Source organism: Streptomyces sp. NPDC001292 (assembly GCF_042896465.1).
Lineage (GTDB): Bacteria > Actinomycetota > Actinomycetes > Streptomycetales > Streptomycetaceae > Streptomyces.
In genome coordinates, this window is record NZ_JBIAXG010000028.1 from 112,461 (window position 1) to 124,646 (window position 12,186).

Sequence of the window (12,186 nt, forward strand, 5' to 3'; positions counted from 1 at the left end):
ACCGTCCGTCCGTATCAGTGTCTGATACGGAACGTGGAAGGTCCCCTTCACATTTCGTGTTCAGAGCGTCACCGATCGGGCATGACCGGTTGTACGAAGCGTAGTCAACCAGCGAGGGGCCGGGGAGGGAGGGAGCATCGTGGCCGAGGGGGCCGGCTTCCACTCCGGGGACCTGTCCGACGACCTGACCGCCACCGAGGCGGGAATGTGGCAGGCCTTCCGCAATGGCAGCGTGTACGACCTGCGCAGCGGCGAAGCCGTGGTGGACGATCCGCACGGCGGGCATCCGTGGGGGCCCGAGCGGACCGTGCGGGCGCGCGTCGTCTGCTGGCTGCTGCTGGACGGGCCGCCCGCGCTCGCCGGGCGCGTGTCGTCCCTGAAGCTCTGCGGCCTGCGGATCACGGGCGCCCTGGACCTCGCCGGGGGCGCGGTGCTGCCGTACGTGGAGCTGCACGGCTGCCGGTTCGACCAGGAGGTCCTGCTGCCGGAGGCGCACTTCACCACCGTGCGGCTGGTGGACTGCTCGGTGCCGCGCCTGGAGGCGGCCCGGGTGCGCACCGAGGGCGATCTGCATCTGCCGCGCTGCCGGTTCACCGGCGGGATACGGCTGACGGACGCGCACATCGGCACGGACCTGCTGCTCAACCAGGCGGTCGTGCACCGGGACCGCGCCGGCCGCTCGATAGCCGCCGACGGGATGACGGTGGGGCAGGACCTCCAGGCGGAGCTGCTGGAGTCGTTCGGCGAGTTCAGCCTGCGCAGCGCGAAGATCGGCGTGTCGCTGAGCCTGCGCGGCGCGCGGCTCGCCAACCCGCGGGAGCGGTTCGCGCTGAACGCGCCGCAGCTCACCGTCGAGCGCACCCTGTACCTCACCCCGGCGGGCGTGGGCGGGCCGCTGAGTGAGGTGACGCCCGCGCGCGGGACGCGCATTCAGCCCTTCGAGTGCCGGGGCGGGGTGCGCCTGGACGACGGGCGGTTCGGCGACGCGGTCGATCTGGAGCGGGCCCGGTTCACCCTCACGGACGAGCAGGTGCTGTCGCTGCGCCGGGTGCAGACGCCGGAGCTGCGCTTCCTGGGGGAGCGGCCGCCGCGCGGACAGGTGCTGCTGTCCGGGGCGCGGATCGTCACCCTCGTCGACCGGGCGAGCAGCTGGCCCGGCCCGGGCAGTCTGCACATGGGCGGCTTCGCCTACGAGAACCTGGTGCCGCGGGGCCCGTTCCCGCTGGCCGAGCGGCTGAACTGGGTGGCGGCGGCCACCGCCGAGTACAACCCGGAACCGTACGAGCGCCTCGCCGCCGTGCTGCGGGAGGCGGGCGAGGACGTGGACGCGCGCGAGGTGCTGCTGGCCAAGCAGCGCCGCCGCCGCGAGACCCTGCCGCTCGCCGCCAAGCTCGTGGGCTACGTCCAGGACTGGACGGTGGCCTACGGATACCGGCCGGGCCGCGCCGCGGTGTGGATGGCGGTGCTGTGGGCGGCCGGCTCGCTCGCCTTCGCACGCGCGGGCCCGCCCCCGGCCGACCCCGGCGGCCACCCGGAGTGGAACCCCGCCCTGTTCGCCCTGGACCTGCTGCTGCCGGTCGTCGACCTGGGCCAGGCGGGCGAGTGGCAGCTGAGCGGCGGCTGGCAGTGGCTCGCCGCGGCGCTGGTCCTGCTCGGCTGGACCCTGGCCACCACGGTGGCGGCGGGCGCGACACGGCTGCTGCGGCGGAACTAGGGCCTCCAGTTTGGTCCGAGCGGCGCTCCCGCGCGGAGCTGGTGCCCCGACATACGACGTTCGCCCCGTCGCGACGCCCGGCACGCCCTCGAGCTCTTCGAGCAGGGACCCCCACTCGCCGCACCGGCCGAGACCCCGAGTACATCCGGTACGAGGGCTTCCGGCCGGCACGCCGGCAGCACGCACCGGACGCCGCTCCTTCACGGGCGAACGTTGCCTGCCGCGGACCAGTTCCGTGCGGCGCCCCCGGCTCGGTCGTCGGCGCGACCGGGTTCTCGGTGAGCGGGTACGGCGGTTTCACGGAACTGGGCGTGGCGATCGGGGTGCTGGCGACGGGCGTGGCCCTGTGGCTGTACCGGACCCGGGTGCAGGACCGCGGGAGTGCGGGGACCTCGACGGGACCGCCGCTCCCGCCGCTCCAACCGCTCCAACCGCTCCCGCACAGCGCGCAGACAGTTGTTGAAGCATCACCTTTTACTCCACCTTGACCGTCCGCCGTACAACTTTCCTCACCTTGCCCGAACCCCCTGGCGCGTCCGCGACCTGCGTCTTTCAATGGTCGGCACCATGGCATCGCTGCCCGCGTTCATCCGCCCCACCCGGATGACAAGAACCTCCCCCCGCCCCGCCGCCGGACTCACCACCGCCGGGCTCACCACCGCCGGGCTCCCCTCCGACGACGAGGTGCTCCTCGACGCGCCGGACGAACTCCTCGGCCCGGCGCTGGTCGCCGCCGCCCAGGGCGCGTACCGGCCCGCCGCGGCGCTGCTCGCCGGCACCCGGGAGGGGGCCCGGTGGGAGGAGCGCGACCGGTACGCGACACGGCTGGCCGCCATCGCCCGCTCGCGCACCGAGTGGCTGGACGCCTGGCGCGCCGCCGCCCCGCACGACCCGGACGCGCTGCTGGTCGCCGCCCAGCTCGCGGTCGACCGCGCCTGGCCCTCGCCCGCGCGGGCCGAGCTGCTGCGCGCGGTCAGCCCGCTGATCACGGCCGCCGCACGCGCGGACGGCCGCGACCCGGTGCCGTGGCGGATCGCGCTCGACCACGCGCGCGGCAGCCGCGCCGGGCACCGGTACTTCGAGGAGCTGTGGGAGGCCGCGGTCCGCCGCGCCCCGCACCACTACGGCTGCCACGTGGCCGCGCTGCGCTATCTGGCCGCCTCCTGGCACGGCTCGCACCGCGAGTGCTTCGACTTCGCCGACCTGGCCGCCCAGGACGCCCCGGCCGACTCGCTCGTCCAGGCGCTGCCGGTGCGGGCCGCCTTCGCCTATCTGACCGACGGCTGCGGGCCGCAGGTGCCGCGGGCCCGGTTGCACGCGGCGGCCGACCGGGCGATCGCGTTCTCCGCCCGCTTCCCGGCGGCCGGCCCCTGGCCCGCGGAGATACGCAACCTGCTGACCTGCGTCCTGCTGCGGCTCGACCGCCATGAGGACGCGCTCGTCCAGCTGCGCCTCATCGGGCCGTACGCCACCTCATTCCCCTGGGACCGGCTGTCGGACGACCCGCTGGGCCTCTTCCTGAAGCTGCGCGGCGACCTGGGGGCGGCACCGCCCGCGCGGCCGTCCCGGCGCCCGCGATACGGGCTCGGCGGACGCGCCCGCCGCGGCGAGCATTAGGCTTTTGCGCCGTGACCACCGTCCGCCTTCCGCTCTTCCCCCTGAACACGGTGCTGTTCCCGGGGCTGGTGCTGCCCCTGAATGTCTTCGAGGAGCGCTACCGCGCCATGATGCGCGCGCTGCTGAAGACACCCGAGGACGAACCGCGCCGGTTCGCCGTCGTGGCGATCCGCGACGGCCACGAGGTGGCCGCGAGCGCCCCGGGCATGCCCGATCCGACGGCGCTGCCCGAACGCGGCCCCTCCGCCGGCTTCGGCCCCGATCCGGCCAAGGCCTTCCACTCCGTGGGCTGTGTGGCGGACGCGGCGACGATCCGGGAGCGGGCCGACGGCACCTTCGAGGTGCTGGCCACGGGCACGACCCGGGTCCGGCTGCTGTCGGTCGACGCCTCCGGTCCGTTCCTCGTGGCGGAGCTGCGGGAGCTGACCGAGGAGCCCGGCGACGAGGCGGTCCCGCTGGCCGAGGGGGTGCTGCGGTCCTTCCGCCAGTATCAGAAGCGGCTGGCGGGAGCGCGGGAGCGGTCGCTGTCCACGGCCGCGGAGCTGCCGGACGAGCCGAGTGTGGTGTCGTACCTGGTGGCGGCGGCGATGATGCTCGACATTCCGACGAAGCAACGGCTGCTCCAGGCGCCCGACGTCTCCTCCCGGCTGCGTGACGAGCTGAAACTCCTTCGCCGGGAGACGGCGATCCTCCGTAGTCTGCCGTCGTTGCCGGCCGCGGAGCTGACCCGCGGCCCGACGAGTCTCAACTGAAGGAACGGGTCGGGATGGCCAAGAAGGCGAAGAAGCAGCAGGAAAAAGGGGCGGGCGGCACCCCGGCGACGGTGGCGCTGACCGCGGCGGGCGTGCGCTACACCGTCCACTCCTACGACCACGACCCCTCCCACCCCTCCTACGGCGAGGAGGCGGCGGAGGCGATGGGCGTCTCCCCGGACCGGGTCTTCAAGACGCTGGTGGCGGACGTCGACGGCACCCTGACGGTGGCCGTGGTGCCGGTCGCGGGCTCCCTGGACCTCAAGGCCCTGGCGGCGGCGGTCGGCGGCAAGCGGGCGGCGATGGCCGACCCGGCCCTCGCGGAACGCACCACCGGCTACGTCCGCGGCGGCATCTCCCCCCTCGGCCAGCGCAAGAGGCTCCCCACGGTCCTGGACGACTCGGCCCACGCCCACGCCACCATCTGCGTCTCGGCGGGCCGCCGCGGCCTGGAGGTGGAACTGTCCCCCGGCGACCTGGCGGACCTCACGAACGCGGCCCTCGCCCCGATCGGGCGCGCCTGACCGGCCCTGGCGGGCCTAGGGCGCCGAGGACTCCCCGTGCGCCCCGTTCCCATGCGCACCGTCTCCGTGCGCCCCGTCCCCATACGTCTCCGGGTCCCGCGGCCCGAACAGGGCCGTCAGCCCCAGGTGGACGATCAGCGCGGCCAGCGACCAGGCCAGCAACGCCCCCTGGGCCTCGAGCTTCAGCGGCGCCGGGAACGTCACCCCTTTGCCCACCGCCTTGGCGTGGGCGATCACGTCCTGCTCGGGCCCGAGCCACACCCCGAGCCGCCACGCCAGCAGCGACCCGAGCAGTCCTCCGACGCACAGGGCCACCACCAGCGGCACACCCCCGCGTCGCCGCACCAGGAAGACGACCACCGCGCTCAGCACGCCGAAGGCCAGGGCCAGCAGCGTGAACGTGCCGTCGACGCCGATCGCCTGCTCCCCCTCGGTGTCCTTGAGGTAGACGACCCAGTTGCTCCCGGACACATTGGCGATCAGCGGCACCCTCGGCGCCAGCCGCAGCCAGAGCAGTCCCAGCGGCACCCCGCAGAGCGCCACGGCGACCATGACGACGACGGCCTCCCGGATCTCGGCCGCCCGTCCGGGCCCGTCCTTTTCGTAGGCGCTCACCGGCCGGACTCCGGCGGGCGGCACCTGCCAGGACTGCCAGGGCGAGACCGGCCCCGGCTGCCGGGCCTGCCCGGACCCCGAGGACCCCGAGGACCCGGAAGACTGTGAGGAGCGCCGGTGCGGCGGTGGTGGCGGAGTCAACGGAGCTGTCACCTTGTCATCGTGCCAGTTGTGGGGGACGGCCGCGTCACCGGACGGCAGCCCGGCGATAGGCCCAGGTGGCCACGGCCAGCGAGACCACCCCGACCCCGGCGCAGACGGCCATGTCACCGGCCACCAGAACCCAGTCGGGACGGGCCGCGAAGGTGTGAGCGTAGGCCTCCACGCCGTACGTGGACGGCAGCAGGTCACGCAGGAGCCGTACCGCCTCGGGCATGCGGTCGGGCGGCAGCACGCCCAGCAGCAGCGCCGCCGACATGCCCAACTGGCCCAGAAGGGTGGCCAGTTCCGGGCGCGGCGCGAGCAGCCCGCAGGCCGCGCCGAGCCCGGAGAGCGCGGCACCGGCGAGGGGGATCACCGCCACCAGCACCCACAGGTTGCCGAGCGGCAGCCCGAACAGCACGCACCCGAACACCGCGGTCACGAGCGTGCCCGGCACCGTGAAGGAGGCGTACGCGGCCGCCGCGCCCAGCACCACGGCCGCGGGCGGCACCGGCAGCGTCGCGTAGTGGTCGAGCCCGCCGCTGGCCCGCAGCTGCCCGAAGTACTGGGCGAGCAGGTTCAGGGCGACGTAGGCGACGACGACCACGGAGGCGCCGGACACCACGAACCAGGCCTCGCTGCCGCCGCTGACCACTCCCCGCATCATGATCATGATGCCGACGGACTGGAAGGTCGCCACGAACAGCAACGGGATCCGCGCCACCCGCGCCCGGGACAGCTGGGCCCGGTACACGGCGGCCAGCGACGGCCACAGCCGCGCCCGCGGCCCGAGCACGGCCGCCTCACCGGCGCCGCCGTCCTGTACGGCCACCGCGCCCGGCAGCGCACCGGCGGGTACGACACTCACGTCGAACTACTCCCCTTCCCTGCGGCAGCGAACGCGGCCGGCTTGTCCGCGGCGGCGAGCGCGGTCGCGTCTCCCGCGCCGGACGGGTTCCCCCCGGTGCCCGCGTAGTCCCCCACGGATCCGTCGGTCCCCGCGTTCATGCCTTCACCAGCCCCTGCCGGGCGGCGCCGCCCAGCGCCAGGTACACGTCCTCCAGGCTGGGCGTGGTCAGGGTGAAGTCGTCCAGGGCGGCGAAGGCGGCCCCGCCGGTGACCGTGGCGACGGCGGCGCGGGCCTCCTCGGGCGCCATCCGCAGCGTCCAGCGGCGGCCCGACTCCACGGCCCGCTCCCTGAGCGCGGCGACCTCCGCCACCTCCAGGGGCGCCCGCTCCCGCCACACCAGCTCGACCCGCACCTCGCCGGAGACCCGCTCCTTGAGCCGGGCCGCGGTGTCGCAGGCGATGACCCGGCCCCGGTCCAGGACGGCGACGCGGTCGAGGACGGTCTCGGCCTCGATGACGTTGTGGGTGACCAGGACGACGGTCGTGCCGCGTTCGGCGCGCCGCCGGTCGACGGCGGACCACACCGCCCGCCGGGCCACCGGATCCATCCCGGTGGTCGGCTCGTCGAGCACCAGCAGCGGGCGTTCGCCGACCAGCGCGGCCGCGAAGCAGGCGAGCCGCCTCTGGCCGCCGGAGAGCTTCTTCAGCGGGCGCCCGGCGATCGGCGCGAGACCCAGTTCGTCGAGGACGGCGTCCCGCTCGGCACGCGCCCGCCTGAGGTCCAGGCCACGCAGCCGCCCGGTGGTCTCGGCGGCGAGCGAGACGGTCAGCTCGTCCAGGGCGGTGGACTCCTGCCCGAGGTAGGCGAGGATCCGCGCGGCCCGCTCGGGGTGCGCCACGATGTCGTGGCCGAGGATCTCGACCGTGCCGCTGTCGGGGCGCAGCAGCCCGGTGAGCTGGCGTACGAGGGTGGACTTGCCGGCGCCGTTCGGTCCGAGCAGCCCGAAGATCTCGCCGCGCCGGACGTCGAGCTCGATCCCGTCGGTGGCCAGCACCGCGGGCGTCCCGGGGGCGCCGCGCCGGCCGCGCACCGCGGGGTAGGTCCGGGTCAGTCCGCGCACCGCGCACACGACGTCGTCCCCGGGCCGAAGTGCCTGTGCCGTGCGCGTACTCACAAGGGACGAGGGTACGGGGTCACAGAGCCTTGCTCGTCCTCGGGGCGCCTCGAGCCGGTCCGGTCCGTGGTTCAGTCGCCTGCGGCGGGGGCGCGCTCAGTGGACGTCCGTACGTCGATCTCCCGCCAGAACCCGGCGCGGATGGCGTACCGGTCGTGCTCGTCGATCTGGTCGTCCTTGTGCGCGAGCAGCCCGAAGCGTGCGGCGTAGCGCAGCAGCTCGCCGTCGACGCGGTGCGGGATCCGGGGGTACATCGACGACAGTTTCTGCAGGTGCGACTGGTCGCCCAGCCGGTCGACCCAGCGCCGGGCGAAGACCTGTCCGACCTCGTACGGGTCGCCGCCGACGGTCGTGATGTCCTCCTCCCGGTCCGCCCACCGCTGCTCGGCCGTCGTCAGCTGGGCGAGCGTCGGCATGGAGGCGGCCTCGGGCGGCTCGGCGGGCAGGCCCGGCCGGTCCACCCAGCCCCGGTCCGAGGACCAGCGCAGCGTCGCCGTGGCGGGGTGCTGCGCGGGCGGGGTGCCGGGGGCGCGCAGGGCGGCGAGGTCCTTGGGGGTGGGCACGCCCTTGGTGACGGGCACACGCTCCTCGGTGCCGCCGCGCGCCGCGGCGGCCGGGTGCTGCCGCTGTTCGGCGGGGCTTTCGGCGCCCGGGCTGAGCGCGGACTCGGGCAGCGGCGCGGAGAGGATCGCGGCGATCTCGGGGCGGGGCGCGGGCGGCGGCGCGCAGATGCCGCCGAGTTCCTTGGCGCGCACCGCCTTGGTGATCCACGTGCGGTCCAGCACGCGCCGCTCGTCGGCCTCTGCGACCAGGTCCTCGGACTGGTTGTAGTCGCCGTCGGCGGCCTGCACCGCCCAGAGGTGGACGGCGACGCCGTGCTCCTTGGCGGCCATCATGCCGGGCAGCAGGTCCCCGTCGCCGGTGACGAGGACGACGTCGGAGCAGGCGCGGTTGCGGGCCAGTTCGGTCAGTTCGGCGTGCATCGCGGCGTCCACGCCCTTCTGAGCCCAGCGTCCGTCGCTGCGGGTGAGCGCGCCGAGGCGCACGGTGACCCGGGGCATCACCCGCAGCCGGCGGTGCTCGGGCTGCGGTACGCGGTCGGGCGCGCCGTCGAACCAGTAGATGCGCAGCAGGGGCCGCTCCGTGTCGCACTCGGCCTGTTCACGCAGCCCCTGCACGAGGGCGGTGTGGTCGACGGTGATCCGGGACCGCGACGGCTCCCCGGCGAGGAGACTGGCCGCGGCGCCCAGCAGATACCCGGCGTCCACCAGGACGATGCAGCGGTCCACGCGATCCACCCTCTTTCCGGGAGGTTGCTTCGGGATGTGCTTCGAGTCTGCCCGACCCGGCGGGGGTTAACGGCCGGAACTCGATCTTCGGCGTGGCGTTTCCGGGGCCCGCGCCCCGACGCCCCGTGTTACATACGGTAATTATCCAACATGCGTTCATTGTCGGCCTATGTGAATCTGGTCCCGGCCCTGGCCCCTAGATCCCCCACAGGAGGCTGATCACCATGGCCAAGAACCGTAAGCAGGACCGCAGCCGGCAGAAGGCGTCCGTGGCCGCGAACGGCCCGCAGGAGACGGAGCACTCGGTGTCGGAGCAGCAGCCCGAGCACCACGCCCACGGGCCGCAGACGAGTCCGACTGCCATGGCCCGCAAGGGACGTCAGAAGCGCTTCGGCCACAACTGAGCCCGTTAGATGGGCTGTTGAGCAAGTGCATTAAGCGACGAGGGACGTACCCGATGCGCACGGGTACGCCCCTCGTTCTGGTCAGCCGGCCAGGCAGGACGGGCCGAGCAGGACCTTCAGATCGCCGAACAACGCCGGATCCGGCTTGACCCGGTGCCGGTCCAGGCGCAATACGGTCGTCTTGCGCGGCCCCTGGAGCTTGATGCGGACCTCGCTGTCGCCCTTGTGGTGGCTGAGGATCTCGCCGAGGCGGCTGACCATGGGCGGTGTCACCTTCAGTGCCGGGATGGTGAGGATCACCGGCGCGTTGCTCCCCGCGTTCGACAGGTCGGGGATCATCAGCTCCATCGCCACCAGACGCGGCACGTCCTCCCGCTTGTCGAGGCGGCCCTTGACGAACACCACGGCGTCCTCGACGAGTTGGGTCGAGACCAGCTGGTAGGTCGCCGGGAAGAACATGCACTCGATGGAGCCCGCAAGGTCCTCGACGGTGGCGATCGCCCAGGCGTTGCCCTGCTTGGTCATCTTGCGCTGGAGGCCGGAGATGATGCCGCCGATGGTGACGACCGCGCCGTCGGCGTGCTCGCCGCCGGTGAGCTGGGCGATGCCCGCGTCGGCCTTGTCCGCGAGCACGTGCTCCAGACCGAACAGCGGGTGGTCGGAGACGTACAGACCGAGCATCTCCCGCTCCTGGGCGAGCAGATACGTCTTGTCCCACTCCTCGGCGGAGAACTCCACGTCCAGCCCGAAGCCGGGCTCGCCGCTGGCCTCCTCGCCCATGCCGCCGAAGAGGTCGAACTGGCCCTCGGCCTCCTTGCGCTTGACCGCGACCACGTTGTCGATCATCGGCTCGTACTGCGCGGTGAGGCCCTTGCGGGTGTGCCCCATCTCGTCGAAGGCGCCGGCCTTGATCAGCGATTCCGTGGTGCGCTTGTTGCAGACCACCGCCTCGACCTTGTCGAGGTAGTCGGGGAACGAGGCGTACTTCCCCTTGGCCTTGCGGGTCTTGATGATGGACTCGACGACGTTGGTGCCGACGTTGCGCACGGCGGACAGGCCGAAGAGGATCACGTCGTCGCCCTGCGCGGCGAAGTTCGACTGGGACTCGTTGACGTTGGGCGGGAGCACCCGGATGCCCATGCGGCGGCACTCGTTGAGGTAGACCGCCGACTTGTCCTTGTCGTCCTTGACGGAGGTCAGCAGGGCGGCCATGTACTCGGCGGGGTGGTTGGCCTTCAGATAGGCGGTCCAGTACGACACCAGGCCGTACGCGGCCGAGTGGGCCTTGTTGAACGCGTAGCCGGCGAAGGGGACCAGCACGTCCCACAGGGCCTGGATGGCCTCGTCGCTGAAGCCCTTCTTGCGGGCGCCGGACTGGAAGATGACGAAGTTCTTCTCCAGTTCCTCCGGCTTCTTCTTGCCCATCACGCGCCGCAGCACGTCGGCCTCGCCGAGCGTGTAGCCGGCGATGATCTGGGCGGCCTTCTGCACCTGCTCCTGGTAGACGATCAGGCCGTAGGTGACGTCCAGGACCTCCTTGAGCGGCTCCTCCAGCTCCGGGTGGATGGGCGTGATCTCCTGCTGGCCGTTCTTGCGCAGCGCGTAGTTGGTGTGGGAGTTCATGCCCATCGGGCCCGGGCGGTACAGGGCCGAGACGGCGGAGATGTCCTCGAAGTTGTCCGGCTTCATCAGGCGCAGCAGGGAGCGCATCGGGCCGCCGTCGAACTGGAAGACGCCGAGGGTGTCGCCGCGCTGGAGCAGTTCGAAGGTCGTGGGGTCGTCCAGCGGCAGGCCCAGGAGATCGGTGTCGATCCCCTTGTTGGACTTCACCATCTTGACGGCGTCGTCCATGATCGTCAGGTTGCGCAGGCCGAGGAAGTCCATCTTCAGCAGGCCGAGCGACTCGCAACTCGGGTAGTCCCACTGCGTGATGGTCACGCCGTCGGTGTGCCGGACCCAGACCGGGACGTGCTCGGTGATGGTCTCGCTGGACATGATCACGCCGGCCGCGTGCACGCCCATCTGCCGCACCAGGCCCTCGACGCCGCGTGCGGTGTCGATGACCTTCTTCACGTCCGGCTCGTTCTCGTACATCGAGCGGACCTCGCCCGCCTCCGAGTAGCGCGGGTGCTCGGGGTCGGTGATGCCGGACAGCGGGATGCCCTTGCCGAGGACGTCGGCGGGCATGGCCTTGGTGATGCGGTCGCCCATCGCGTACGGGTAGCCCAGCACGCGCGCGGAGTCCTTGATCGCGTTCTTGGCCTTGATGGTGCCGTAGGTGCCGATCATGGCGACCTTGTCGGCGCCGTACTTCTCCGTCACGTACCTGATCACCTCGACGCGCCTGCGCTCGTCGAAGTCGATGTCGACGTCGGGCATCGAGATGCGCTCGGGGTTGAGGAACCGCTCGAAGATCAGGCCGTGCGGGATCGGGTCGAGGTCGGTGATGCCGAGCGCGTAGGCGACGATCGAGCCGGCCGCGGAGCCTCGTCCCGGGCCGACCGCGATGCCGTTGTTCTTGGCCCACATGATGAAGTCGGCGACCACGAGGAAGTAACCCGGGAACCCCATCTGGATGATGACGTCCATCTCGTACTCGACCTGCTTCTGCCGGTCCTCGGGGACGCCGCCGGGGAAGCGCCGCGCCATGCCGCGGCGGACCTCCTCCTTGAACCAGGTGACCTCGGTGTAGCCCTCGGGGATGTCGAACTTGGGCATGAGGTCGCGCTTCTCGAACATGCCGGTGGTGTCGACCATCTCGGCGACCAGGAGCGTGTTGGCGCAGCCCTCCTGCCAGGCGTCCGAGGAGTCGATGGCGTACATCTCCTCGGTGGACTTCAGGTAGTAGCCGGTGCCGTCGAACTTGAAGCGGTCGGGGTCGGAGAGGTTCTTGCCGGTCTGGATGCACAGCAGGGCGTCGTGGGCGCCGGCCTCGTGCGCGTAGGTGTAGTGCGAGTCGTTGGTGACCAGGGGCGGGATGCCGAGCTTCCGGCCGATCTCCAGCAGGCCGTCGCGGACCTTGCGCTCGATGTCGATGCCGTGGTCCATCAGCTCCAGGAAGTAGCGGTCCTTGCCGAAGATGTCCTGGTAGTCGGCGGCGGCCTTC

General features: G+C 72.4%; 11 protein-coding genes. 5 read left to right on the forward strand and 6 right to left on the reverse strand.

Annotated elements, in window-relative coordinates; genetic code table 11:
- The first annotated feature begins 139 nt into the window (after positions 1–139).
- From ACFY4A_RS26775 to ybaK, 4 genes are all read left to right on the forward strand, one after another.
- Positions 140–1,714, forward strand: coding sequence for an oxidoreductase (locus ACFY4A_RS26775; RefSeq protein ID WP_390831888.1), 1,575 nt, complete (start codon positions 140–142; stop codon positions 1,712–1,714).
- A gap of 555 nt (positions 1,715–2,269) precedes the next feature.
- Complete coding sequence (locus ACFY4A_RS26780) at positions 2,270–3,331, forward strand: hypothetical protein (protein WP_390831889.1); 1,062 nt, start codon at positions 2,270–2,272, stop codon at positions 3,329–3,331.
- 11 nt (positions 3,332–3,342) lie between these two features.
- Positions 3,343–4,083 (forward strand): LON peptidase substrate-binding domain-containing protein, encoded by a 741-nt coding sequence (locus tag ACFY4A_RS26785; RefSeq protein ID WP_390831890.1) that lies wholly within the window; start codon positions 3,343–3,345, stop codon positions 4,081–4,083.
- A 14-nt stretch (positions 4,084–4,097) separates the two neighbouring features.
- Positions 4,098–4,607, forward strand: coding sequence for a Cys-tRNA(Pro) deacylase (ybaK, locus tag ACFY4A_RS26790; protein ID WP_390831891.1), 510 nt, complete (start codon positions 4,098–4,100; stop codon positions 4,605–4,607).
- Positions 4,608–4,622: 15 nt separating this feature from the next.
- Here ybaK and ACFY4A_RS26795 read toward each other — a convergent pair whose 3' ends face one another.
- The 5 genes from ACFY4A_RS26795 to ACFY4A_RS26815 form a co-directional block, all read right to left on the reverse strand.
- Positions 4,623–5,375 (reverse strand): AAA family ATPase, encoded by a 753-nt coding sequence (locus ACFY4A_RS26795; protein WP_390831892.1) that lies wholly within the window; start codon positions 5,373–5,375, stop codon positions 4,623–4,625.
- Between the two features lie 34 nt (positions 5,376–5,409).
- Complete coding sequence (locus ACFY4A_RS26800; protein WP_390831893.1) at positions 5,410–6,231, reverse strand: ABC transporter permease; 822 nt, start codon at positions 6,229–6,231, stop codon at positions 5,410–5,412.
- Positions 6,228–6,371 carry a hypothetical protein gene (locus tag ACFY4A_RS26805; protein ID WP_390831894.1) on the reverse strand — a complete coding sequence of 48 codons (144 nt, stop codon included), beginning with the start codon at positions 6,369–6,371 and terminating at the stop codon, positions 6,228–6,230. Before ACFY4A_RS26805 ends, ACFY4A_RS26800 begins: the two co-directional genes overlap by 4 nt.
- On the reverse strand, positions 6,368–7,342 hold the full coding sequence (locus ACFY4A_RS26810) for an ABC transporter ATP-binding protein (protein WP_390831903.1): 975 nt from the start codon (positions 7,340–7,342) through the stop codon (positions 6,368–6,370). Before ACFY4A_RS26810 ends, ACFY4A_RS26805 begins: the two co-directional genes overlap by 4 nt.
- A 116-nt stretch (positions 7,343–7,458) precedes the next feature.
- Positions 7,459–8,676, reverse strand: a complete 1,218-nt coding sequence (locus tag ACFY4A_RS26815; RefSeq protein WP_390831895.1) for an NYN domain-containing protein — start codon at positions 8,674–8,676, stop codon at positions 7,459–7,461.
- Between the two features lie 224 nt (positions 8,677–8,900).
- On the opposite strand from ACFY4A_RS26815, the gene ACFY4A_RS26820 reads away from it, so the two are divergent.
- Positions 8,901–9,080 carry a hypothetical protein gene (locus ACFY4A_RS26820; protein WP_390831896.1) on the forward strand — a complete coding sequence of 60 codons (180 nt, stop codon included), beginning with the start codon at positions 8,901–8,903 and terminating at the stop codon, positions 9,078–9,080.
- Positions 9,081–9,161: 81 nt separating this feature from the next.
- Here the strand turns inward: ACFY4A_RS26820 and dnaE are convergent.
- The coding region (gene dnaE, locus ACFY4A_RS26825; RefSeq protein WP_390831897.1) for a DNA polymerase III subunit alpha at positions 9,162–12,186 on the reverse strand (3,025 nt) is incomplete at its 5' end.